The organism is Blautia sp. MSJ-36 (genome assembly GCF_018917985.1).
GTDB lineage: Bacteria > Bacillota > Clostridia > Lachnospirales > Lachnospiraceae > Blautia_A.
In genome coordinates this window covers 22,862-48,393 of sequence record NZ_JAHLPQ010000020.1, presented here as the reverse complement: position 1 = coordinate 48,393, position 25,532 = coordinate 22,862, and the positions used below count along the sequence as shown (strand labels likewise).

The window sequence follows — 25,532 nt, the reverse complement described above, 5'->3', positions numbered from 1 at the left end:
GAGTTTTTTTGTTGAAAAAATTCTTTATAATTTCTTGCCTTTTTCAGCGGCAGCAGTAAGCGCTTCGAATACAGCGCTGCGGAAACCGTTTTTTTCCAGGGTACGTACACCCTCAATGGTAGTTCCGGCAGGGGAGCAGACCATGTCTTTCAGGTCTCCCGGATGTCTGCCGGTTTCCAGAACCATCTTCGCACTGCCAAGTACGGTCTGGGAAGCGAATTTGTAAGCCTGTTTACGGGGCATTCCCTGGCTTACAGCGGCATCTGCCATAGCTTCGATAAACATAAACACATAAGCCGGTGCACAGCCGCCTACAGCGCCTGCGGCATCCATCAGACGTTCCGGGATTACTTCGGTACAGCCGAAGCTGTCTGTGATCTTAAGGATTTCAGCCAGTTCGTCCTGAGAAACTCTTTCGTTGGCACATACGGCAGTCATGCCTTCGCCAACCTGTGCAGGAGTGTTAGGCATAAAACGGACAACTTTCAGAGGCAGACCAGCTTTTTCTTCCAGCCATGCAAGGGTCTTGCCAGGGGCGATGCCGATGATGGTGTGATCTTTGGTGAGGCTGTCGTGGACTTCACTCAGAACTTCCTCATAAAACTGAGGCTTTACGGCAAGAACGACAGTTTTTGCGGATCTGACTACTTCGTTGTTATCCAGAGTGGTCACAACGCCGAGATTTTTTTCACTGCGGGCTTTTCCCTCTGGGGTAAGGTTGGAAACGATGATCTCCTCTTTGGAAAAAATTCCCTGGCGGAGAATGCCGCCGATCATGGCAGAACCCATATTTCCGCATCCGATAAATCCAATCTTCATAATAAAATCCTCCTTAAAATCATTTATAAAAAAAGACACGCCTGACTCGCGTGCCCTCTTTGGCAATGAAAGCAGATAACGGGAATCGAACCCGCCTCCTCAGCTTGGGAAGCTGATGTTCTACCAATGAACTATATCTGCCTGCATCACTAATTATAGCACTGGAAATAAGAAATACAAGTGTGATTTACCAGCCCTGGCTCATGGTGCTGTTATGATATTTTGTAGAATAGGTTACATCTTCTCCGAACCAGTCCGGTGCAGTGTAGGCGTTGGCTGCGTCCTCTGTGGGAAATTCTACTTCAGCCAGAAGAACGCCCTCATATTTTCCGTGGAACACATCCAGTTCAATAAAAAGCCCGTCTTTTTCCGGGATTACATAACGGTCTTTTGTGATGAGGATTCCGTCTGCCTTGGGCTTCAGGTGTTCATAGGCCTCTGCTGTGAGTGGAAGATTGTACTCCTCGCGTGCCATCAGTCCTTTGGATTTATAAGTGAGAAAATAGTCATCGTCCTGTCTGCGGATGCGGACTACCGGCGAGGTACAGAGATAACCCTGCTCGATTCGATGACAGGGATAAGAAGCCAGGTTTTCCGGCAGATTTTCTTTTTCAATAAGAAATTTACGTTCAATTTCCATAACCGATTCCTCCTGCAAATATACTGCCCTCAGTTTACATGAAAAAAATATAATTTGCAACGGACTTACTCTGCAAATTTTCTTGACATTTTTTATAGAAAAAAGCATTATGAAAGGGAGTGAAAAAACCTCCGGACAGTACCGGAATAATATAAAAAGAAAGGACGGAAAACATTATGAGCAAAGTATATATTTTTTTCGCAGATGGTTTTGAAGATATCGAAGGACTGACAGTGGTAGATCTGATGCGGAGAGCCGGAATTGATATTCAGACAGTGTCTATTAAAGAGACAAAAGAGATTAAAACTTCCCATGGAATCCACCTCCTTACAGACTGTACATTCGAAGAATGTGATTTCTCTGATGCGGACATGCTGGTAATCCCGGGAGGAATGCCTGGAACAAAATATCTCGAGGAATACAAACCGCTGACAGATCTTCTCACCGGTTTTTATCAGAAAGGCGGAAAAGTGGCTGCTATCTGTGCCGCACCGGGAGTATTCGAGAGACTTGGCTTCCTGAAGGGCAGAAATGCTACTTCCTATCCATCTGTGATGGAGCAGCTTACAAGCGCAAAAACATCCCTGGAACCGGTTGTGGTAGATGGAAATGTAACCACCAGCAGAGGCCTTGGAACTGCTATTGATTTCAGCCTTTCTCTGATCCGCCAGCTGGAAGGAAGAGCGAAAGCAGAGGAAATCGCAGAGTCTGTGGTATATTCAACGGAGATTTTTTATTAAAAACAGGGAATTTACAGCCTGATAAGAGCGATGTATGATGAAAAAAATACTGGCGTTTTTACAGGGATTATGCTATACTACAGAAATGACTGTAAATATATAAAATGCGAGTGTTAACTATTTATATAAGGTATTTACTCGATATAATTAAGGAGGAACAAGAAACATGAGTTTACAGGTGGAAAAAATGGAGAAAAACATGGCGAAACTTACAATCGAGGTTTCCGCCGAGGATCTTGACAAAGCAATGCAGAATGCATATCAGAAAGCGAAAGGCAGAATTTCCATTCCGGGATTCCGTAAAGGAAAAGCTCCTAGAAAAATGATCGAGCAGATGTACGGCAAGGGAGTATTCCTTGAGGATGCTGCTAACGCTCTGATTCCTGAGCATTACAGCAAAGCACTTGCTGAGTGTGATCTTGAGATCGTTTCCCAGCCTAAGATCGATGTAACACAGGTTGAGCCTGGCAAACCATTTATCTTTACAGCAGAAGTAGCTACCAAACCAGAGGTAACTCTTGGCGACTATAAAGGACTTGAGGTTCCGAAGTCTGAGACAGAAGTAACAGACGAGGAAGTTGAGGCAGAGCTTAAGAAAGAGCAGGAGAAGAACTCCAGAACAATCACAGTTGAGGATCGTGCAGCTGAGAACGGCGACACAGCAACTATCGATTTCGAGGGCTTCGTAGACGGAGAGGCATTTGAGGGCGGTAAAGGAACAGACTATCCGCTGACACTTGGTTCCAACACATTCATCCCGGGATTCGAGGAGCAGCTTGTTGGTGCCAACACAGGTGATCACGTAGAAGTTAAAGTAACATTCCCAGAAGAGTATCAGGCAAAAGAGCTCGCTGGTAAAGAAGCTGTATTCCAGTGCGACGTTAAGAAGATCGAAGCAAAAGAGCTTCCGGAGCTTGACGATGATTTCGCTAAAGATGTATCTGAGTTTGATACACTTGCTGAGTACAAAGAAGACGTTAAGAAGAACCTGACAGAGAAGAAAGCAGAAGATGCTCGCCGTGCTAAAGAGGACGCAGCAGTAGATAAAGTAATCGAGAATGCCCAGATGGATATTCCGGAGGCAATGATCGAGACACAGACACGTCAGATGCTTGACGACTTCGCAAGAAGAATGCAGTCCCAGGGTCTTTCCATGGAGCAGTACTTCCAGTTCACAGGCCAGAGCGTTGACAAGATGATGGAAGACATGAAGCCGCAGGCTCTTAAGAGAATCCAGACAAGACTTGTTCTTGAGAAGATCGCTGAGGTAGAGAACATCCAGCCAACAGAGGAAGAGGTTAACGAAGAGATCTCCAAGATGGCAGAGATGTACAAGATGGAAGCAGACAAATTAAAAGAACTCATCGGTGAGAACGAGATGGAGCAGATGAAGAAAGATATGGCTGTTCAGAAAGCTGTTACATTAGTTGCCGATGCAGCTGTAGAGGCGTAATAAACCTCGGAAATGGAGGGCAAAATGAGTTTAGTACCTTACGTCATTGAGCAGACCAGCAGAGGAGAAAGAAGTTACGATATCTATTCAAGACTTCTTAAGGACCGAATCATTTTCCTTGGAGAAGAGGTAAACGATGTCAGCGCGAACCTGATCGTTGCACAGCTTCTCTTCCTGGAAGCGGAAGATCCTTCCAAGGATATTCAGCTTTATATTAACAGCCCGGGCGGTTCTGTAACTGCCGGAATGGCAATCTACGATACAATGCAGTATATCAAGTGCGATGTATCTACTATCTGCCTTGGAATGGCAGCCAGCATGGGAGCTTTTCTCCTGTCCTCCGGTGCCAAAGGCAAGAGATACGCACTGCCGAATTCAACGATCATGATTCACCAGCCGTCAGGCGGTGCACAGGGGCAGGCTACAGAGATCCAGATCGTAGCTGACCAGATCGCAAAAACCAAAAAGAAGCTGAACGAGATTCTTTCTGCGAATACCGGACAGCCTCTTGAGATTGTGGAGAAGGATACTGACCGTGATAATTATATGACCGCGGAAGAAGCGAAGGCATATGGCCTGATCGATGGTGTTGTCATCCACAAATAATGCGTAAGAAAAGACTCCTGTAAAGACACAGGAGTCTTATCTTGCTTTAAAAAGGAATTTTAAATGTCTGCGAGAGACGGACATTTACGTTTAGAAAGGAAACAAAAAGATATGGCAGATAAAGTAAGAGAAGGAAAGGTAAGATGCTCCTTTTGCCATAAGACCCAGGATCAGGTACGAAAACTGATCGCAGGTCCGGATGGGGCATATATTTGTGATGAATGTATCGGTATCTGTTCCGAGATCATGGAAGAAGAATTTAATATGTATGACCATGAAGCAGATTACGAAACAGGGATCAACCTTCTGAAACCGGAAGAGATTCACAGCATTCTGGACGAATATGTCATCGGCCAGGATGATGCCAAGAAGGCACTTTCTGTAGCTGTTTACAATCATTACAAGAGAATTCTTGCTTCCAAAAATCTGGATGTGGAGCTGCAGAAGAGTAATATTCTGATGCTTGGTCCGACAGGTTCCGGTAAGACGCTTCTTGCACAGACACTGGCAAGACTTCTGAATGTTCCTTTTGCCATCGCAGATGCCACTACTCTCACAGAGGCAGGCTATGTTGGCGAGGATGTTGAGAATATTCTTCTGAAGATTATTCAGGCGGCAGATTATGATATTGAACGTGCACAGTACGGAATCATTTATATTGATGAGATCGACAAGATCACAAGAAAATCCGAGAATACATCCATTACCAGAGATGTGTCCGGTGAGGGCGTACAGCAGGCACTTCTGAAAATTCTGGAAGGAACTGTTGCAAGTGTGCCTCCACAGGGCGGAAGAAAACATCCACACCAGGAGTTTCTCCAGATTGATACTACCAATATTCTGTTCATCTGCGGCGGTGCTTTTGACGGATTGGAGAAGATCATTGAGGCCAGACAGGATACCAAATCCATCGGCTTCGGAGCAGAGGTTTCCGAGAAGGAAGACCGCAATGTAGGAGAAGTTCTGAAGGAAGTTATGCCGGAAGACTTTATCAAATTTGGTCTGATTCCGGAGTTTATCGGACGAGTTCCGGTTGTTGTGACACTGGATTCTCTGGATGAAGAGGCACTGATCCGCATCTTAAAAGAGCCTAAGAATTCCCTTACCAAGCAGTATGATAAGCTTTTTGAGCTGGACGGTGTGGAGCTTGAGTTCCAGGATGAGGCACTTGAGACAGTTGCCCGGAAATCTCTTGAGAGAAAAACAGGTGCCAGAGGACTTCGTGCCATCATGGAGCATACCCTGATGGATCTGATGTACAAGACACCTTCTGACGATACCATCCGCAAATGTATCGTCACAAAAGAGGCAGTGGAGGGAACCGGAGAGCCGGAGATCATCCACGGGGAGGCCAAAACTCCTGCCAAGAAAGCAGGACACAAAACATCCCGTTCGAGAAAGAAAGGCAAGCCGGAAACAGCTTGATGAAGGGAATGACATTCATGACAAATCAGGTCAATATATTGCCAATGATCGCTCTCAGGGGGACTACGGTCCTTCCGGAGATGATCGTACATTTTGATGTGAGCAGAGAGAAATCCATCCGTGCCGTGGAAGCAGCCATGCTTCATGACCAGAAGGTTTTTCTGCTGACACAGAAAGATCCTGAGGTGGAAACACCGGGACTTACCGATCTGTATCAGGTAGGTACCGTTGCCTATATTAAGCAGGTAGTGAAACTTCCGCAGGATCTTTACCGGGTTCTGGTAGAGGGACTGGACCGGGCGGAAGTCCTGAGTCTTGAGCAGGAAGAACCCTACCTGAAAGCGGAATGTGAGATCGTTACCGCACAGGAAGAGGATTATCCGGAGCCGGTCAAGGACGCCATGCTTCGCAGCATCCGGGAACTTTTCCAGAGATATTGCAGAGAAAGCGGAAAAGTAAGCAAGGATTTGGTAACACAGATTATGATGATCGAGGATGTTAAGGAGACTATCGATCAGATCGCGGTGAATCTTCCGATGTCCTATCAGAACAAGCAGAAACTTCTGGAAGCAGTGTCGCTGAATGACCGTTATGAAATCCTGGGTGCACTTCTTGGCAGAGAGATCGAAGTGATCCATATCACCAAAGATCTCCAGCGCAAAGTGAAATCTCATATTGATAAGAACCAGAGAGAGTATATCCTCCGTGAACAGCTCAAAACCATCCGTGAAGAGCTGGGTGAGGACAATACCGCAGATGATATCGAGGAGTTTAAGAAACAGCTGAAAGAACTGGATGCATCCGATGAGGTAAAAGAGAAGATATCCAAAGAGATCAGCCGTTTTAAAGGAATGGCAGCCAGTGCCGCAGAAGCAACCGTGCAGCGTGGCTATCTGGAAACCGTTCTCGCACTTCCGTGGAACAAAAAATCCGAGGATTCCGAGGATCTTGAGAATGCATGGAAGGTGCTGGAAGAAGGCCACTACGGACTGAAAGAGGTCAAAGAGCGCATCATGGAATTTCTTGCGGTTCGGAAACTGACCCATAAGGGAAAGAGCCCGATCCTCTGTCTGGTGGGGCCTCCCGGAACCGGAAAAACTTCTATCGCACGTTCTGTGGCGGAAGCCATGAACAAGAAATACGTCCGTATCTGTCTTGGTGGTGTTCGTGATGAGGCGGAAATCCGTGGACACAGAAAAACTTACGTGGGCGCCATGCCTGGAAGGATCACGGTAGCACTGAAAGAAGTCGGAGTCAGCAATCCGCTGATGCTTCTTGACGAGATCGACAAAACCAGCAGTGACTATAAGGGAGATACCTCCGCAGCACTTCTGGAAGTCCTTGATCCGGAGCAGAACAGTAAGTTTAACGATCATTATGTAGAGATTCCTCAGGATCTTTCCGAGGTACTGTTTATCGCAACAGCCAATGATGTACAGGGGATTCCAAGGCCTCTTCTTGACCGTATGGAACTGATGGAAATTCCAGGATATACGGAGAATGAGAAGGAACATATCGCAAGGGAACATCTCATTCCGAAACAGATGGAGATCAATGGGATTCCGGAAGGAAAACTGGTGATCCAGCCGGCAGCTCTCGGCAAGCTGATCAACAACTATACCAAGGAAGCGGGAGTCCGTTCCCTGGAGCGGAATATCGGACGTATCTGCCGGAAGACAGCACGTGCCCTTATGGAAGAGGGCAAGGATAAAGTTGTGGTCACATCCAGAAATATTTCCAAATTCCTTGGAAAAGAACGCTACAACTATCTGATGGCCAATGAGAAAGATGAGATCGGAATCGCACGTGGTCTTGCCTGGACACAGGTAGGCGGTGATACCCTTCAGATTGAGGTCAACATCATGCCTGGAAAAGGAGAACTGCTTCTCACCGGACAGCTGGGCGATGTAATGAAAGAATCTGCTCAGGCCGGTATCAGTTATATCCGTTCCGTAGCAGATCAGTATAAGATCGATCCGGAATTTTTCCAGAAACATGATATGCATGTACATATCCCGGAAGGTGCCGTTCCAAAAGACGGCCCGTCTGCAGGTATAACCATGGCAACTGCCATGATGTCCGCAATTATCGAAAAACCGGTGCGTGCAGATCTTGCCATGACCGGTGAAATTACCTTAAGAGGCCGCGTGCTTCCAATTGGCGGACTGAAAGAGAAGCTGCTTGCAGCCAAATACGCAAAGATAAAAGAAGTCCTTGTTCCGGAAAAAAACCGTCCGGATATTGAGGAGATGGATAAAGAGATTATCCAGGGGCTGAATATCCAGTTTGTGGACAACATGAAAGAAGTTCTTGGTGAAGCTTTTGCATAAACAAAAACAGAAAAAACCCTGCCCTGTTTTTCAGGACAGGGCTTTTCCGAGAAAAGGGAGGAACAACGAATGGTAATCAAAAACGTATCACTGGATATTGTCTGCGGAATCACAAGCAAGATCCCGGACACAGGAAGGCCGGAGGTAGCTTTTGCGGGAAAATCAAATGTAGGGAAATCCTCCCTGATCAATGGTCTGATGAACCGCAAGGCTCTGGCAAGAACCAGCGCACAGCCTGGAAAAACACAGACCATCAATTTTTACAATATCAATGAAGCAATGTATCTCGTAGACCTGCCAGGCTACGGCTACGCCAAAGTCTCCGCGGCAGAGAAGGAAAAATGGGGAAAAATGATCGAGGGCTATCTTCATAATTCCAAAGAGCTCCGGGCAGTTTTTCTTCTGGTGGATATCCGCCACAAACCTTCTGCCAATGACAAGCAGATGTATGACTGGATCTGCCACAACGGATATGAACCGGTGATCATCGCAACCAAACTTGACAAGCTGAAACGCAGCCAGGTGGCAAAAAGCCTCAAGGAGATCCGTACCGGACTGGGCCTTCCGAAAGAAGGAAAGATCCTTCCGTTTTCTGCGGAGACCAAGCAGGGAAGAGACGAGATATGGGCACTGATCGACGAGTTGACCGGACTTGCTGAACCGGCAGCTACAGAGGATTAAGGAGAACAAAAAGATGGGAATTATCAAGGCGCTCAAGCTGGGATTTGACTATCAGAGATATGATGACGATGGCAATGTGGTAGACATGCAGCGTGCAGTCAATGATGTAAACCTGGACATTGAAGCAGGAGAATTTGTGGCAGTTCTGGGACATAACGGCTCCGGAAAATCCACACTGGCGAAGCATATGAATGCGCTTCTGATCCCAACAGAGGGAACCATGCTGGTGGACGGGATCGATACTGCCAGAGAGACCAAACTCTGGAAAGTACGCCAGAAGGCGGGAATGGTATTTCAGAATCCGGACAACCAGATCATAGGAACAGTGGTAGAAGAAGATGTGGGATTTGGCCCGGAAAACATGGGAATTCCTACAGACGATATCTGGAAACGTGTGGATGACAGTCTGGAAAAAGTCGGCATGACAGCTTATCGTTATCAGTCACCAAACAAACTTTCCGGCGGTCAGAAACAGCGTGTAGCCATTGCAGGTGTGATGGCCATGCGTCCGCGGTGTATCATTCTGGATGAGCCAACCGCCATGCTGGACCCCAACGGACGAAAAGAAGTTCTGGAGGCCGTGCGGGAACTGAACCGTAAGGAAAAAGTAACCGTTATCCTGATCACTCATTATATGGAGGAAGTGATCCATGCAGACCGTGTCTATGTCATGGACAGCGGAAATGTTGTAATGCAGGGAAATCCGAAGGAGATTTTTTCCCAGGTGGATACCCTGAAGAAATATGGTCTGGATGTACCGCAGGTGACACTTCTTGCATATGAACTGAAGAAATCCGGCGTGGATGTTCCGGATGGAATACTGACTACAGAGGAGCTGGTGAGCGCATTATGTCAATCGAATTAAAAAATGTAACCTATACCTACAGCCCCGGGACAGCCTATGAGAGCCATGCGCTGAAAGATGTCAGCCTTGTGATCCCGGATGGCCAGTTTATCGGAATCATCGGACACACAGGAAGCGGAAAATCCACGTTGATCCAGCATCTGAACGCTTTGGTACAGCCCACATCCGGCCAGATTCTGTATAACGGAGAAGATGTGTGGGCAGAAAAATACGACCGGAAGCAGCTCCGAAGCGAAGTCGGCCTGGTGTTCCAGTATCCGGAGCATCAGCTCTTTGAAAACGATGTGCTTTCCGATGTATGCTTTGGTCCTATGAACCAGGGACTTTCCAGGGAGGAAGCAGAGAAAGAGGCAAAACAGGCACTGACACAGGTTGGAGTAAAAGAGTCCAATTTCAAAAAATCTCCATTCGAGCTTTCCGGCGGTCAGAAAAAACGAGTAGCTATCGCAGGTGTACTTGCCATGAACCCGAAGATCCTGATCCTGGACGAGCCAACAGCAGGCCTTGACCCGAAAGGCAGGGACGATATCCTGGACCAGATCGCGGAACTTCATAAAGTGAGAGGAATCACCATTGTTCTGGTGTCCCACAGCATGGAAGACATTGCAAAATATGTGGAGCGTCTCATTGTTATGAACCATGGAGAAGCGGTATTCGATGATGAGCCCAAGAAGGTTTTTTCCCATTATAAAGAACTGGAAACCATGGGACTTGCAGCACCGCAGATCACTTATATCATGCATGCTCTGAAGGAACACGGAATGAAGGTGGATGCAGATGCCACGACAGTGGAGGAAGCCAGAAACAGCATTCTTGTCGCGCTGAAAGCAGCAGATTCTCCATTACTGAAAAAAGGAGGAGCGGAAAAATGATCAGAGATATTACTATCGGCCAGTATTATCCGGCCAAATCCGTTCTTCACAGACTGGATCCACGGACCAAATTTCTGGGAACTCTGGGATTTCTGATTTCCGTGTTCCTGTTCCATACATTTCTTGGATATGCGGTGGCAACCGTATTTCTGGTAGCCATGATCGCAATCTCCAAAGTTCCTGTGAAATTCATGTTCAAAGGTCTGAAGGCCATCGTGATGATCCTTCTGATCACCGTTGTGTTCAACATTATCCTGACGCCTGGTGAAGTGCTGTGGCGTTTCGGAATCATCAAGGTTACAAAGGAAGGCCTTGTTCTTGCAGGAAGAATGGCAATCCGTCTTGTTTATCTTGTGATCGGATCATCTATCATGACACTGACCACCACACCGAATCACCTTACCGACGGTCTGGAGAGACTTCTCCGCCCACTGAACAAGATCCGTGTACCGGTTCATGAGATCGCCATGATGATGTCCATTGCCCTTCGTTTTATCCCGATCCTTCTTGAGGAGACCGATAAGATCATGAAGGCACAGATCGCCAGAGGCGCGGATTTCGAAAACGGAAACCTGATCCAGAAGGCAAAAAACATGGTACCCCTTCTTGTTCCGCTGTTTATTTCTGCGTTCCGCCGTGCCAATGACCTTGCCATGGCTATGGAAGCCAGATGTTACCACGGCGGCGATCACAGAACTCAGATGAAACCGCTGCATTATGAGAAGAGAGATTACATTGCATTTGTAATCCTTGTGGCATATCTTGCAGTTGGAGTGGTGTTCCGTGTAGTGGGACTGTAACCACAGGAGGTATAGTATTTTATGAAACGAGTAGGACTTGTAGTGGCTTACGATGGAACGCATTATTCCGGCTGGCAGACACAGCCAAACGGAACGACCATCCAGGGTGTATTAAACGATACCTTAAGTGAACTGCTTGGAGAAAAGATAGAGACTATCGGTGCCAGCCGTACAGATGCAGGGGTACATGCCCTTGGAAATGTGGCGGTTTTTGATACCGAGTCCAGGATCCCCGGAGAAAAGTTTTCCTATGCACTGAACCAGAGACTTCCGGAAGATATCCGTATCCAGCTTTCTGAGGAGGTGGAGCCGGATTTCCATCCCCGCTACTGTGACAGTGAAAAAACATATGAGTACCGTATCCTGAACCGGAAATTCCCGGTTCCCACAGAAAGACTGTATTCGTATTTCTATCATTACAAGCTGGATGTGGATAAGATGAAGGAGGCAACCTCATATCTGATCGGGCGCCATGATTTTGCCAGTTTCTGCGGCTCCGGCGCTCAGGTGAAGACAACCATCCGTACCATCACTTCCATGGATGTGTGGAGAGACGGGGATATGGTGACCATCCGTGTTTCCGGAACCGGATTCCTTTACAATATGGTGCGTATTATTTCCGGTACCCTGATTGAGATCGGAAACGGGCAGTATCCTCCGGAACGGATGGACAAAATCCTCAAAGCCTGTGACCGGGCTGCAGCAGGCCCCACAGCTCCGGCACAGGGGTTGACACTGATGGGAATTGAGTTTTTCTGAAAAAGGTATGAAAAAGAGGCACTGAAATGAAAAATACACAGGATCTGCTGCATGGGAATATCCGGAGGGAACTGATCGCGCTGACCATTCCTCTGGTACTTGGAAATATCCTGCAGCAGTTTTACAACACCATAGATTCTTTTATCGTGGGAAGATATGTGGGAACGGAGGCCTTTGCGGGCATTGGTGTTGCGGGCAGCATCATGAATCTGTTTATCTTTATTCTCAATGGTGGATGTAATGGAATGTCCATTATTTTTGCAGAACTCTACGGGCAGAAAAATTATGAAAAACTTCGAAAAGAAAGCTTCCTTTCGCTGAGTGCGGGAGGGGGCTTTACCATTGTTTTGAGTATTGTAAGCCTTCTGGTTCTGTATCCGGTGCTGGGCCTGATCCAGACACCGCTGGAGGTAGAGCCTTATGTTGTGGCATATCTTCGGATCATTTTTATCGGACTTCCTGCTACCTTTCTCTATAACTGGTGCTCTGCGGTGCTCCGAGCTGCCGGGGATACGGAAACACCGTTATGGACCCTTTTTATTGCCATGTGCATGAATCTGGCACTGGATGTTGCCTTTGTGCTGGGATTACATATGGGAACTGCCGGAACTGCACTGGCTACTGTGATCGCCCAGCTTTTTTCTGCAGGAGTGTGTCTGTGGATCATGAGGAAAAAACATCCAATTTTTTTCTTCAGCCGGAAGGATATGGGAATGGATCTGCCGCTTCTGAAGCGGACAGCCAATTTCGGGGCGGTGTCTGCCCTTCATCAGTCCAGTATCTACATTGGAAAGATGCTGGTCCAGGGAGCGGTAAACTCCGGTGGAACAGAGATCATTTCCGCATATACGGCGACCACCAGAATTGAAGGATTTTCCAATTCCTTCGGAGACAGCGGTTCCACAGCAATCTCTGTATTCGTGGCCCAGAACCGTGGCGCAGGAGATAAAAAGAGAGCGCTAAAAGGATTTCATCAGGGGCTTGGGCTGATGATCGTATTTGTCATCATTCTGTCTGTCCTGCAGGCAACCCTGACAAGAGGCGCGGTACAGCTTCTCATGGGGAATCCGTCAGAAACCGTAATGAAAAATGCCGTATTGTATATGAATGTGGTATCTGTCTTTTATATCCTGAATTTCATCGGAAACGCAGGGGTGGGATTCTTCCGTGGAATCGGAAAGATTTCCGTTCCGGTGATTGGAAGCACGCTGCATATTTCCATTCGCGTGGTTCTGTCGTATCTGCTTATTGGCAGGATGGGACTTGAGGCGGTTGCCTTTGCTACGGGAATCGGATGGATCAGCGTTGTGCTGTATCAGATCCTGGTTTACCGGAAGGTACGAAAAAAAAGGATTTATATAATTAATAACTAAAATCGTCTCTCCGTGAACGGTCAGGTTTTGACCGTCAACTGTGTTTGCATTTTCGGAATGCAGCAGTTATAGTTTATTACAGAGAGAACGCAGCCGGACAACACAGAAGAATGTGCTGCCCGGTTTTTTATTGTATGAGAGAAAAGGGATAAAAGATGGAAAAAAGAGATTTTAACAAAAACTGGATCTGCAGATGTCTGACAAGAGAAGAACCGGAGAAAAAAGTAACGCTGCCTCATGATGCCATGCGCAGTGAGCAGCGCAGCGAAGAAAGTCAGGGAGAAGGAAATATCGGCTGGTATATTGGTGGCGATTATGAATACACAAAGAGATTTTTTGTCCCGGCAGAAGATGTGGATAAAGAAGCAGTTCTGGAGTTTGAAGGTGTATATCATGATGCGGAAATTTATATTAATGAAAAAAAAGCGGCATTTCGCCCCTATGGATACACAAACTTTTATGTGGAGCTGAATGAATTTCTACAGTACGGAGCAGAGAATACGATCCGCGTGATTGCCAGAAATGCAGATCAGCCCAACAGCCGGTGGTATTCCGGAACAGGAATTTACCGTCCGGTAAATCTTTATCTGGGAGAAAAAGAACATATTCCGGTAAATGGAATCCGTATTCAGACTGTCAGCCTGGCGCCGGCACAGATCCGGGTGGAGGTGAAAACATCAATTCCAGGAATTGTGAAAGTTCAGATCCTGGATGGGGAACAGATTATGGTTTCTGGGGAAAAAATATCGGAAAAGAGAATAGTTTCCAAAAGTAATGGCCAGGAGCAGAAAGCAGTATTCCTTCTGGAAATCCCGGATGTGAAGCGCTGGAGTCCGGATTCTCCACATCTGTATACCTTAAATGCAGCATTTGGAAACGACCAGGTGACAGAGCATTTTGGAGTGCGCACCCTTCACTGGAATGAACGGGAGGGAATGACCATAAACGGAAAGCGGGTGATTCTCCGGGGAGCCTGTGTTCATCACGACAACGGACTTCTTGGAGCATGTACATTTCCGGAAGCAGAAGAGAGAAAGGTACGTATTCTGAAGGAGAACGGATACAATGCCATCCGTTCTTCTCATTATCCGTGCTCCAGAGCATTTCTGGATGCCTGTGACCGTCAGGGAATGCTGATGATGGATGAGTATGTGGATGTCTGGTATATTCACAAGACAAAATATGATTATGCCACAGAACTGAAGGACTGGTGGAAACAGGATCTTAAAGATATGGTGGAAAAGGATTTCAACCATCCGTCTGTGATTATGTATTCTACAGGAAATGAAGTTGCCGAGACAGCACAGAAAAAGGGAATTGCTTTTACCAGATGTATGACTGAATATCTTCACAGCCTGGATGGCACAAGACCGGTTACCTGTGGAATTAACATTTTCTTTAATTTCTTAAGTTCCATCGGTCTTGGTGTATACAGTGATGATAAGGCGGAAAAAACAGCAGAAAATGCGGCAAAAGATGCTTCAAAAAAGAAAAAGCCGGTAGGAAGTGAATTCTATAATACACTGGCATGCCTTGCAGGAGATTATTTCATGAAAATGGGAGCTACCCTTCCTCCATGTGACTGGAAGACAAAAGATGCCTATGCAGCCATGGATGTTGCAGGATATAATTACGGGATCTTCCGTTATAAACATGATTTAAGAAAATATCCGAAACGTCTGATTCTGGGAAGTGAGACCTTCTGTAAGGATGCCTATGATTTCTGGGAGATTGCAAAAAAGAATAACCGGATTATCGGAGATTTTGTATGGGCCGGATGGGATTATATCGGCGAAACCGGTGATGGTGCGGCAGAGTACAGTGATTATAAAGGTTTGGAGCCGCATACCAGAATGACAGGAAATAACGGACGTATTGATCTTCTTGGAAAACCAAGAGCCGAGGCTGCTTACACAAGAGTCGCGTTTGAACAGGCAAAGGGGCCTTTTATTGCGGTGAAGCCTGTATATCAGAAAGAAAAACTTCAGCTTACAGGATGGGCACTTACGAAAGCTGTGGAGAGCTGGTCCTGGCGTGGCTGTGATGGTGAGAGTGCAGAAGTGGAAGTTTTTGCCCGGGCAGCAGAGGTGGAACTTAAAATCAACGGAAAAACTGCAGGCCGGAAAAAAGTAAAAAAATGCAGGACAAAATTTAATGTAACCTATCATGACGGTGAGATCACAGCAATCTCTTACAGTGAAAACGGATGTGAGCTGGGACGACAGACATTGAAAACAGCAGAAAAAGATACGATGCTGTCGATTCATCCGGAAACGAAAACAGCAAAACCGGGAGAACTTGTTTTTATTCCGCTGCAGTATACGGACAGTCAGGGAAACTGGAAACCCATGGAAAAACATGAGCTAAAGGTTTCTGTAGAGAACGGAACTCTGGAAGGCCTTGGCAGCGCCTGCGCGTATGTGGAAGGAAATTATGTACAGGATACCACAAAGACGTATTACGGAGAAGCTATGGCTGTGATACGTATGAGAGAAAGCGGCAATGCAGTGGTACGTGTTGAGGATGAGAAGAATACATACAGCTGTATCGTCCCGATGCAAAGATAAAGATCCACAGGCAGACTACGGAACGTGCCTACTTTATACTTGTGAAAATTGCATAAAAACTATACAAAAAATATGTGCAATATTAATAATACATGGTAAAACTATACAAAAATCTGGTTCCGATTACGTTCAAAAAATTACCGTTGGCGGTAAAAATGCAAAAGAGTGAAAATTCAATGCTATACTCCATACAACTGATAAACAGAACTTCGGGAGGAAAGAGAAGATGAAGAACAAACGATCCACAAGGGCTCTGCGTGGTCTTACAGGCCTCACATCCTCGCTGCTGGTAGTGGCACTTGGAACAACGACCATTGCCAATGCATGGGCATCAAAGATCAATGAATATCTGGGAACAACGAATATTTCCGTTTCCGGTGAGACCAGCGACAGCGATGATGCCTATTATTACAAGTCGGATTATGACAACACAACAGATCTTATCAATGCCAGAAATGATGTTATGACAAAGATCCAGGAAGAAGGAACGGTGCTTCTGAAAAATGATAACCAGGCACTTCCTCTTAAAAATTCTCCAAAGGTAACTCTTTTTGGAATGACAAGTTATGCGCCTGTATATGGCGGAACAGTAGGAAGCAGTTCCCCTGCAAAACAGGATTTAAGTTTCAAGGACTGCTTTGAAAATGCGGGAATTCAGGTAAATCCTACTATGTGGAGCTTCTATGAGAAGATGAGTAAAGATTACAAGCGTATGGCACTTGCACCAACATGGTTTGGTTTTACAGGTGCCGAGATGGAAGCTCAGACGATCCGTACAGGTGAAGTTCCTGTTGAGAAATACACAGATACCGAGCGTGGGAGCTACAGTGATTATAATGATGCGGCAGTTGTTGTGATCGGACGCCAGGGCAGTGAGGCAGATGATTTCGGAACCAGCACAGACAATGTACAGGATGGTGACGGAACACATCTGGCACTAGGACTTCAGGATGTAGAACGTGACATGATCAATGAAGCAAAGAAGAATTTTGACAAGGTTATCGTTCTTGTCAATTCCAATAACCCGATGGAGATCGAGGAACTGAAAGAAGACAAAGATATCGACAGTATCCTCTGGATCGGTGAGCCGGGAACTGTAGGACTTCAGGGGGTTGCATCGGTTCTTACAGGAGAGGTAAGTCCATCCGGACATCTGCCGGATACTTATGCAGTAAGCTCTGTTTCTTCTCCGGCTATGGCGAACTTCGGAAACTATACTTTCGCAAACGCTACAGATGATAATTTCGGAGCATCTAATTACAGTGGTTCCAATTATCTGGTAGCGAGCGAAGGTATTTACACAGGATATAAATACTATGAGACAAGATACGAGGATACTGTCCTGAAGCAGGCAAATGCAGACAGTTCAGCAGGGGCGTCTAATGACAATGGTACCTGGAACTATGACGATGAGGTTTCCTATGGATTCGGCTACGGACTTTCCTACACAACATTTGAACAGAATATCAAAAATTTCGACTACGAGGGCGATTCCGTAACAGTTTCCGTTGAGGTAAAAAATACAGGAGATGTGGCAGGCAAAGATGTTGTACAGCTTTATGCACAGACTCCTTACACAGATTATGACAAAGAAAACAATGTGGAGAAAGCTTCCGTTCAGCTGGTAGGTTTTGAAAAAACAAAAGAGCTGAAGCCGGGTGAGTCTGAGACTGTGGAAGTTACAGCTCCGAAAGAATACTTTGCAAGCTATGATTACACAACAGCAAAGACCTATATCATGGACGCCGGTGATTATTATTTTGCAGTTGGAAACGGTGCACATGATGCACTGAACAATATCCTTGCTGCAAAAGGCTATACAACAGAAGACGGCATGGATGCAAATGGAAATAAAGAACTGGCAGTGTCCTATAAAGAGGATAGTATTGATACAACTACTTATGCAATGTCTTCTGCAACAGGAAATGAGATCACCAACCAGTTTGATGAGGCAGATCTTAATAATTTCCAGGAGGGAACAGTTACCTATCTTTCCAGAAATGACTGGGAGGCAACCTGGCCGAAAACTTATGACAGTGTTGAGGCTACTGAAGATATGCAGAAGCTGATCAAAGGAGATACCTATACTGTTTCCAAGGATGATGACACATCTGAGGTGAAATGGGGACAGGACGGAGATCTTCATATTATCGATCTGAAAGGCCTTGATTATGACGATGAGAAATGGGATCAGCTGCTCAGCCAGATCAGCCTGGACGAGGCATGCAACTTTATCCAGCTTGGAGGCTCCGGTATTGAGCCGATCGCTTCCATTGACCTGGTTGGCGGATGCGATGCAGATGGACCGAACGGAATCCTGGACGCATTTGGCGGAAAAACACTTTCTACATACTGGAAATCAAGCGAGTCTGAGGATCCGTGTTATGTTTCATTCAAGGATGAGAACGCATCCTATGAGTGTGGAACATTCCCGACAGAGCCTACACTTGCAGCAACTTTCAACAAAGATCTTGCAGCAGAGCAGGGAGATATTTTTGCAGAGGATTCCCTGTGGAGCAATATCACAACCATTTATTCACCGGGACTGAACCTGCACCGCACACCGTACTGCGGAAGAAATCAGGAGTATTTTTCCGAGGACAGTGTTCTGACAGGAGAGCTGGGAGCTTCCGAGATCCTGAAAGCGCAGGAGAAAGGATGCATCCTTGCACCGAAGCACTTTGCATTTAACAACCAGGAAGTAAACAGAAGCGGTGTTGCTACATTCGGAAATGAGCAGGCACTTCGTGAAAACGAGCTCCGTGGCTTCCAGATTAGCTTTGTAAAAGGACAGGCTCAGGGTCTTATGAACGCATACAACCGTATCGGCTGTACATGGGTTGGAATGAGCGAAGGCCTGAGTACAGAAGTTGTAAGAAATGAGTGGGGATTCAAAGGTTGGGAGAACACAGATATGCTTTCCTCTGAGGATTATCAGAGATGGGAAGAGGGACTCCTGGCAGGAACAGATCTTCTTCTTAATACAAGCCTGGATTCCTACAGTGATCTGAATGCCAAGACTGTGAAGAATGACCTTGCCATCCAGAATCGGATCAAAGAATCTCTTCATTATACACTTTATGCCTATGTAAACAGCAACCTTATGAATGGTGTAACAGACAGCACAAGCGTAGATTATGTACTTACTGTATGGCAGAAAGGCCTGATCGGTGTGGATGTACTCTTCGGTGTACTGACAGTTCTGTGCCTGGCACTTTACATCCGTAAGGTACGTAAGATCAGAAAAGAGCAGTAGGAGGAAGAACTGATGAGTATCAAAGAATTTTTTGGAAAAGCAGCAGCCGGCATTTATGTATCAGGACTTTCTGTGATCGCCCTTGTGGTTGCACTGATCGGATACATTATGTATGGTACTGAAAAAAATAATCTGGAAGCTGTAATCGTTGTATTTACCGTGATCGCTGTTGTGGCAGGACTTATGGAGATGATCCTGACACTGGCAAAAGGATACCGCCCCATGTGGGATAACATGACAATTGTTTATGCGGTTCTGGAAGCTGTTGCGACTGCTGTTTTTGCAAAAAACGCAGCATCTTATATCCAGAGCGTCAGCGTTGGCCTTGCAAAACTGACAATTTCTTTTGAGGTGGCTGTGGTAGCTTATGTATTGGCCCTTGTAGTTGCCATTATCTCCGGCTTCCTGAACAGAAGAAAAATGGAAGCGTAAAGAAACAGAATTGTATATTATATGGAGGAATTTTGATGAAAACAAAACAGGCATTCAACCCGTATCTGCCAAGCTACGAATATGTACCGGATGCGGAACCGCATATCGTAGACGGAAGAATTTATATTTACGGTTCCCATGACCTGTTTAACGGACTGAATTTCTGTCTGGGTGATTACGTCTGCTGGTCAGCGCCGGTGGATGACCTGGGCAACTGGAAATATGAAGGATGTATCTATAAGAGAGAGCAGGATCCCGCGGCACCGCGAATCCGTCTGACCAATGGCCTCGCTGCACCGGATATGGTGCAGGGGCCTGATGGTCGTTTTTACCTTTATTATTTTATGGGTGGAACCAAGATGATCTCGGTTGCGGTCTGTGACAAACCGGCAGGTCATTATGAGTTCTACGGCTACGTACACTATAAAGACAATACTCCAATTGGAAAAAAAGGGGAGCCATTCCAGTTTGATCCGGCGATTTTTATGGATGATGACGGAAAGCTTTATCTTTATACCGGTTTTGCGCTGCAGGGAAATCCGATTCTTCTGGATGGATCCAAACCTACAGAGCATGGACCGATGTGCTTTGAGCTGGATCCGTCAGATATGCTCACCGTAAAAAAAGATCCTGGTTACATTGGCGTGGCAGGAGAGAAGGAATCCCAAGGAACTTCATATGAAGGACATGCATTTCTTGAGGCAAGCTCCATGCGGAAATTTAACGGAACCTACTATTTTATTTACAGTTCCCTGAACAGTCATGAGCTCTGCTATGCAGTCAGCGACCACCCGACCGGCGGTTTTCAGTACGGAGGAATTCTGGTCAGCAACGGTGATATCGGACTTCCGGGGGTAAATGATGTAAACCATGCGAAAAACTCCACAGGCAATACGCATGGAAGCCTGATTGAGATCAATGGAAAATATTACGTTTTTTATCACAGACACAGCAACCGTAAGCAGTCTTCCAGACAGGCATGTGCAGAGGAAATCCAGTTTAAAGATGGAAAATTCTGTCAGGCTGAGATGACTTCCTGCGGATTAAATGGAAGTCCGTTAAATGGGACTGGACATTATCCCTCCTATATTGCCTGCAATGTATATGGAAGAAAAGGCACCCGCTTTTTAAGCATGCTGAAGCATCCGAAGGCTGGTCATCCTTATCTTACCCAGAAGGGCAGAGACAGAGAATCCGGTGAGGATCAGTATGTGGCACATATGTGTGATGGATCAGTAGCGGGATATAAATATTTTGATTTATCTGAAACAAAGGAAATTCGTATCAATATCTGTGGAAATGCCAGTGGAACGGTTTATATAAGAACCAGGGAAAATGAGAAGCCGGCAGCAGAGATCCAGATAAAGGCATCCAGAGAGCGGAAAGAATTTTCTGCGAAACTTACCGGACTTGGAAAAAAAGAAGCATTGTTTTTCTGCTATGAAGGAAAAGGTTCTTTTGATTTCCACTCATTTGATCTGAAGTAGGAGGAAATATCTTATGAAAATCACAAAAATTGTGGAAAACCCGATTTTTCGTACAAAAATAAAATCAGATAATGTAAAGATACCTGAGATGATCATCGGATATTTCCTGGCACCATTTTGTGCCATGCTTGCGAATTCCATTTTCGGTGCTTATCTGAACCGTTATTATGTGGATGTTCTTGGCTGGACAAGATTTGGTGTGTTTGCGACTATGCTGCCGGTGATATCCGTGATCTTCGTTGTACTTGGAAATCTTCTGATTGGAAGATGGATTGATAATACAAGAACTTCCCAGGGAAAGGCAAGGCCATACATGCTGTTGTCTGCGCCGATGGTAGTAGTTGCTGTGATCCTTCTGTTTATGACTCCGACCGGACAGAGCGGGGGTATTCAGATGATCTGGATCGCAGTGTCCTATAACCTGTACTATGCGCTTGCCTATCCATGTTTTTACACAGCACACAGTTCCATGGTCGCGCTGTCTACCAGGGATTCTTCACAGAGAGGCATGCTTGCAACTTTTTCCAATGCAGCTATGGTAGCTTCCGCAGGGATCGGAGCAAGTATTGTGGTACCGGTTCTTCTGCAGAGTTATCTTTTTGTTGCAGAGAATGGCGAGATTAATGTTGAGGCAAGCTATGCACACTGGAGGATCATTTCCATTGTACTGTGTCTGTTCTGCTTCGTTGGCATTCTCCTGGAATATTATTTTACAAGAGAGCGTATCACAGAAGAAAATATCAACCTGAATATAAAGGAAGAAAAAATTCCGTTAAAGAAACAGGTGCAGGGATGCATCCGTAACAAATACTGGTGGATCATCATTCTCTATTTCCTGCTTTTCCAGATGGGACAGCTGGTAAAAAACAGCTCCATGAGTTTTTATGCCAGATGGATGTTTGACAGCGTGATTAATTCTGCCAATCCGGAACAGACGTCAGGAACTCTGATGTCAACCCTTGGACTGATCGGAGGAATCCCTACTGCCATTGGAATGTTTGTGGCATGGCCTATTGCCAATAAGCTTGGAAAAAAACGTGCAGTTGTGCTGGGACTTTGTTTTTCTGTTGTTGGAGGCCTGGTATGTTTTATTGATGTGCACAGCTTTATTCTGGTGTGTGTAGGCATGGTCCTGAAGGGCATTGGAAGTATCCCGGCCATGTATGTGACCATGGCACTTCTTTCCGATGTGCTGGATCACCTGGAAGCAAAAAACGGTTTCCGAAGTGATGGTTTTACCATGTCTGTTTATGGATCAATCATGGTAGGTCTTACTGGAATCTGTACGGGAATTATCAACGGACTTCTTACATTTGCAGGATATACCAATACCGGTGTTGCCTGTGATTCGTCCACACTTACCATTATCAATAATGTGGCAGATTATACGGGACAGGTGGTATACCGTCAGATGGGCGGAGTAGAGAATGTACTTGCTTTTGCGTTTCTTGGAATGGAAGTGATCACTTTTGCCATCATCGTATTTATGATGAGCAGACTGGATGTGGAGAAGCATATCGAGGAAGATCACAGGATCATCAAAGAGAATCAGAAAGCTGCAGTACTTGCAGCTGGCGGAACCTGGGAAGAATAAAGTTTGCGTCGGATATGACGGATTTTTCTGTTGTTTCAAAGAGGCTTTCTTGGTATACTGAACTCATGTGAAAAGTAGTTTTCATGGGGGTGAAGGCAGCGATGGTCCGCATTGCGGTAGTGGAAGACAGTGAGCAGGACAGAAGAGCACTTCTGGACTGTCTCCACAGATACGAAAAAGAACAGAAACTGAAATTTTCCATAGAGGAATTCCAGGATGGCGAGGATATTGTCACAGGATATTCTGCAGACTATGATTTGCTTCTGATGGATATCGAGATGACTTTTATGAACGGAATGAAGGCAGCAGAGAAAATCCGGGAGCTGGATAAGGATGTGGAGATCATTTTTATCACCAATGCACCTCAGTATGCCATACAGGGATATAAGGTAAATGCGTTGGATTATATGTTGAAGCCGATTTCCTGGTTCTCTTTCTCGGAGAGTATGGGAAGAGCACTTTCCCGTGTAAAAACATCTGCCAGGGAATATATCACCATTTCCCTGAAAGGCGGAAAACAGAAGCTGGATGTGTCGAAGATCTGCTATGTGGAGGTACAGGATCATCTTCTGATCTACCACACAACAGAGGGGGAATACAGCACCAAGGGAACTATGAAGGACGCAGACAGCCAGTTTGATCCTGTAAAGTTTTTCCGGTGCAACCGGTGTTATCTTGTGAATCTGGAATACGTGGAGAATTATGTGGGAAGTGATGTGTGCGTAAACGGCGATGTGATCCAGGTCAGCCGCAGCAGACGGAAACCATTTCTTGACGCATTAAATGAATATCTGAATGAGGTGGGCAAATGAATGCAGGAGAGGTGTTGAATACACCTGGTTATTACTATGCCATAGCTTATGCCATGTCCGGGCTTGTGATCGCAGGCTCCAATGAGAAGAAACGAAAAGGATGGAAGCTGGGAGTGGTAAGTTGCATTCAGTTTGCCCTCCTTTTGTTATTTATGACATGGACCCACGGAGTTGGTAAGGCATTGTTTCTTCCGGCTATGGTGGTGATTATCGGATTGATGTACGGGTATATTTATCTGTGCAACTGTTTCACAGTGAAGGAGGCCGGATTTTTCTGTGTGAAAGCATTTATAAACGGAGAATTTGGAGCTTCTCTGTGCTGGCAGGTCTTTTATTATATCCATGAGTTGACAGGATGCAGCTTTGGGTGGCAGTGGGTGATCATGGCAGTGGTTTATCTGGGATTATTCGGGTTGCTTTTTCTTATTGAGTGTTATCTCAAAAAAGATATCGAAGAGCTGAATGTGACCAGGCGGGAGCTGCTGGTTGTCGTGATCGTTGCGGCTGCTGTTTTCGGCATGAGCAATTTAAGTTATCTGGATCAGAACGGACTATTCAGCGGACGCTTTGCCATGGATATTTTTATTATTCGTACATTGGTGGACTTAAGTGGAATGGCCGTGCTGTATGCTTATCACATCCAGGTAAAAGAGATGCAGCTCCGTCTGGAAAAAGATGCTCTTCGTAATATCATGGAGATGCAGTATAAGAATTATCAGCTTTCCAGGGAGAGCATAGATGTGGTCAATCAGAAATATCATGACCTGAAGCATCAGATCAATCTTCTGAGAAGTCAGGCAGATGCAGGGAAATCCAGAGATTATCTGGACAAAATGGAGCATGAGATCAAGGTCTATGAGACGCAGAACAAGACAGGAAACCGGATTCTGGATGCGGTACTTACCAATAAATCCATGGTATGTCAGAAACGGGAGATCGAACTGAAGGTGATTATAGAAGGTCAGAGTCTTTCGTTCATGGATGACATGGATATCAGTGCGTTGTTTGGAAATATGCTGGACAATGCCATTGAGAGTGTCAGCAGGCAGAAAGAGAAGGAGAAACGTCTTATCTGGCTTTATGTTTCCAGGGAAAAACAGTTCGTGCGAATCCGGACAGAAAATTACTGCGATGAAAAGATCCGGTTTCGTAATGGAATGCCGGTGACTACCAAGAAGGATAAGAGGCTTCACGGTTATGGAATGAAGAGTATCTGCGCGACTGTGGAAAAATATGGTGGATCTACAGTAGCCTGTCAGAGAGATAACTGGTTTGAACTGAAGATACTGATTCCGATCAGTGGGAAGAAGGCATAAAAATCAGAAAAGCAAACCGTAATAACATTGAAAATTTTGTTGAAAATTACACGAAAAAACAGTTGACATGCAGAATCCCTTATAATATAATAACTCAATGTGACGTAGTGCGAAGATGCTTGAGCCAATAGCCCCGGCGATGGCATTTTATCAGCGGTTTCGGACATTTCCGCGATTTATTTTGCACCCGCGTTTCCATTTACTTTTTTTCGCGGAAGTACCGCGGTTTGAGAAACATTATCGTTGATAAATAACAGGAGGTAGGACCATGCAGACTTATATGGCTAATCCGGATAAAATCGAAAGAAAATGGTATGTAGTTGACGCAGAGGGTTGCACTCTGGGACGTCTGGCATCCGGTGTTGCAAGTGTTTTAAGAGGAAAGAACAAACCTCAGTTTACACCGCACGTTGACACAGGAGATTATGTAATCGTTGTAAACGCTGATAAGATCAAAGTTACAGGCAAGAAGCTTGAGCAGAAGATTTATTATAACCACTCCGACTATGTTGGTGGAATGAAAGAAACCACATTAAAAGAAATGTTAGCAAAGAAACCTGAGAAGGTTATCGAGCTCGCAGTTAAGGGAATGCTTCCGAAAGGACCTCTTGGAAGAGCTATGAACAAGAAACTTTTCGTATACGCAGGACCAGAGCACAAACATGAGGCTCAGAAGCCTGAAGTTTTAACATTTTAATAGGAGGT

21 protein-coding genes and 1 tRNA gene are annotated in these 25,532 nt (G+C 45.6%); 19 read left to right on the top strand and 3 right to left on the bottom strand.

Annotated elements, in window-relative coordinates; all coding sequences use genetic code 11:
* Nucleotides 1-24 precede the first annotated feature (24 nt).
* The 3 genes from proC to KQI39_RS12795 all read right to left on the bottom strand — a co-directional run bounded on the left by proC (nucleotide 25) and on the right by KQI39_RS12795 (nucleotide 1,459).
* A complete protein-coding gene (proC, locus tag KQI39_RS12805; protein ID WP_148444978.1) occupies nucleotides 25-819 on the bottom strand; it encodes a pyrroline-5-carboxylate reductase in 795 nt (264 codons plus the stop codon).
* Between the two features lie 70 nt (nucleotides 820-889).
* A tRNA-Gly gene (locus tag KQI39_RS12800) sits at nucleotides 890-960 on the bottom strand.
* Between the two features lie 46 nt (nucleotides 961-1,006).
* Nucleotides 1,007-1,459 carry a CYTH domain-containing protein gene (locus KQI39_RS12795; RefSeq protein ID WP_148444977.1) on the bottom strand — a complete coding sequence of 151 codons (453 nt, stop codon included), beginning with the start codon at nucleotides 1,457-1,459 and terminating at the stop codon, nucleotides 1,007-1,009.
* Between the two features lie 173 nt (nucleotides 1,460-1,632).
* On the opposite strand from KQI39_RS12795, the gene KQI39_RS12790 reads away from it, so the two are divergent.
* From KQI39_RS12790 to rplM, 19 genes are all read left to right on the top strand, one after another.
* Entirely contained in the window at nucleotides 1,633-2,199 is a 567-nt protein-coding gene (locus tag KQI39_RS12790; protein WP_216418852.1) for a DJ-1 family glyoxalase III, read from the top strand.
* 166 nt (nucleotides 2,200-2,365) lie between these two features.
* Nucleotides 2,366-3,652 (top strand): trigger factor, encoded by a 1,287-nt coding sequence (gene tig, locus KQI39_RS12785; protein ID WP_173761813.1) that lies wholly within the window; start codon nucleotides 2,366-2,368, stop codon nucleotides 3,650-3,652.
* A 24-nt stretch (nucleotides 3,653-3,676) separates the two neighbouring features.
* The gene (gene clpP, locus KQI39_RS12780; protein WP_015527365.1) at nucleotides 3,677-4,258 is read left to right on the top strand and encodes an ATP-dependent Clp endopeptidase proteolytic subunit ClpP; all 582 of its coding nucleotides are present in this window, start codon (nucleotides 3,677-3,679) and stop codon (nucleotides 4,256-4,258) included.
* Nucleotides 4,259-4,369: 111 nt separating this feature from the next.
* On the top strand, nucleotides 4,370-5,683 hold the full coding sequence (clpX, locus tag KQI39_RS12775) for an ATP-dependent Clp protease ATP-binding subunit ClpX (protein ID WP_148444974.1): 1,314 nt from the start codon (nucleotides 4,370-4,372) through the stop codon (nucleotides 5,681-5,683).
* 17 nt (nucleotides 5,684-5,700) lie between these two features.
* Nucleotides 5,701-8,013 (top strand): endopeptidase La, encoded by a 2,313-nt coding sequence (gene lon, locus KQI39_RS12770; protein WP_216418834.1) that lies wholly within the window; start codon nucleotides 5,701-5,703, stop codon nucleotides 8,011-8,013.
* Nucleotides 8,014-8,082: 69 nt separating this feature from the next.
* Nucleotides 8,083-8,694, top strand: a complete 612-nt coding sequence (gene yihA / locus KQI39_RS12765) for a ribosome biogenesis GTP-binding protein YihA/YsxC (protein WP_148444973.1) — start codon at nucleotides 8,083-8,085, stop codon at nucleotides 8,692-8,694.
* A 13-nt stretch (nucleotides 8,695-8,707) separates the two neighbouring features.
* Nucleotides 8,708-9,559, top strand: a complete 852-nt coding sequence (locus KQI39_RS12760; protein ID WP_148444972.1) for an energy-coupling factor transporter ATPase — start codon at nucleotides 8,708-8,710, stop codon at nucleotides 9,557-9,559.
* Complete coding sequence (locus KQI39_RS12755; protein WP_148444971.1) at nucleotides 9,544-10,431, top strand: energy-coupling factor transporter ATPase; 888 nt, start codon at nucleotides 9,544-9,546, stop codon at nucleotides 10,429-10,431. Before KQI39_RS12760 ends, KQI39_RS12755 begins: the two co-directional genes overlap by 16 nt.
* Nucleotides 10,428-11,231, top strand: coding sequence for an energy-coupling factor transporter transmembrane component T family protein (locus KQI39_RS12750; protein WP_148444970.1), 804 nt, complete (start codon nucleotides 10,428-10,430; stop codon nucleotides 11,229-11,231). Before KQI39_RS12755 ends, KQI39_RS12750 begins: the two co-directional genes overlap by 4 nt.
* A 21-nt stretch (nucleotides 11,232-11,252) precedes the next feature.
* Entirely contained in the window at nucleotides 11,253-11,990 is a 738-nt protein-coding gene (gene truA / locus KQI39_RS12745; protein WP_118061981.1) for a tRNA pseudouridine(38-40) synthase TruA, read from the top strand.
* 26 nt (nucleotides 11,991-12,016) lie between these two features.
* Complete coding sequence (locus KQI39_RS12740; RefSeq protein ID WP_216418832.1) at nucleotides 12,017-13,363, top strand: MATE family efflux transporter; 1,347 nt, start codon at nucleotides 12,017-12,019, stop codon at nucleotides 13,361-13,363.
* Nucleotides 13,364-13,518: 155 nt separating this feature from the next.
* Nucleotides 13,519-15,930: a glycoside hydrolase family 2 TIM barrel-domain containing protein gene (locus KQI39_RS12735; protein ID WP_216418829.1), complete on the top strand. Its 2,412-nt coding sequence runs from the start codon at nucleotides 13,519-13,521 to the stop codon at nucleotides 15,928-15,930.
* A 226-nt stretch (nucleotides 15,931-16,156) separates the two neighbouring features.
* Nucleotides 16,157-19,186 carry a glycoside hydrolase family 3 protein gene (locus KQI39_RS12730; RefSeq protein WP_216418827.1) on the top strand — a complete coding sequence of 1,010 codons (3,030 nt, stop codon included), beginning with the start codon at nucleotides 16,157-16,159 and terminating at the stop codon, nucleotides 19,184-19,186.
* Nucleotides 19,187-19,198: 12 nt separating this feature from the next.
* The gene (locus KQI39_RS12725) at nucleotides 19,199-19,618 is read left to right on the top strand and encodes a hypothetical protein (protein ID WP_216418825.1); all 420 of its coding nucleotides are present in this window, start codon (nucleotides 19,199-19,201) and stop codon (nucleotides 19,616-19,618) included.
* A gap of 35 nt (nucleotides 19,619-19,653) precedes the next feature.
* A complete protein-coding gene (locus KQI39_RS12720; protein ID WP_216418824.1) occupies nucleotides 19,654-21,105 on the top strand; it encodes a family 43 glycosylhydrolase in 1,452 nt (483 codons plus the stop codon).
* A 13-nt stretch (nucleotides 21,106-21,118) separates the two neighbouring features.
* Nucleotides 21,119-22,699 carry an MFS transporter gene (locus tag KQI39_RS12715; RefSeq protein WP_148444963.1) on the top strand — a complete coding sequence of 527 codons (1,581 nt, stop codon included), beginning with the start codon at nucleotides 21,119-21,121 and terminating at the stop codon, nucleotides 22,697-22,699.
* Nucleotides 22,700-22,782: 83 nt separating this feature from the next.
* Nucleotides 22,783-23,511 (top strand): LytR/AlgR family response regulator transcription factor, encoded by a 729-nt coding sequence (locus tag KQI39_RS12710; protein ID WP_330384873.1) that lies wholly within the window; start codon nucleotides 22,783-22,785, stop codon nucleotides 23,509-23,511.
* A complete protein-coding gene (locus KQI39_RS12705; RefSeq protein ID WP_216418822.1) occupies nucleotides 23,508-24,827 on the top strand; it encodes an ATP-binding protein in 1,320 nt (439 codons plus the stop codon). The genes KQI39_RS12710 and KQI39_RS12705 overlap by 4 nt, the downstream gene beginning before the upstream one ends.
* 268 nt (nucleotides 24,828-25,095) lie before the next feature.
* Nucleotides 25,096-25,524 (top strand): 50S ribosomal protein L13, encoded by a 429-nt coding sequence (gene rplM, locus KQI39_RS12700; RefSeq protein WP_021650595.1) that lies wholly within the window; start codon nucleotides 25,096-25,098, stop codon nucleotides 25,522-25,524.
* The last annotated feature ends 8 nt before the right edge of the window (nucleotides 25,525-25,532 follow it).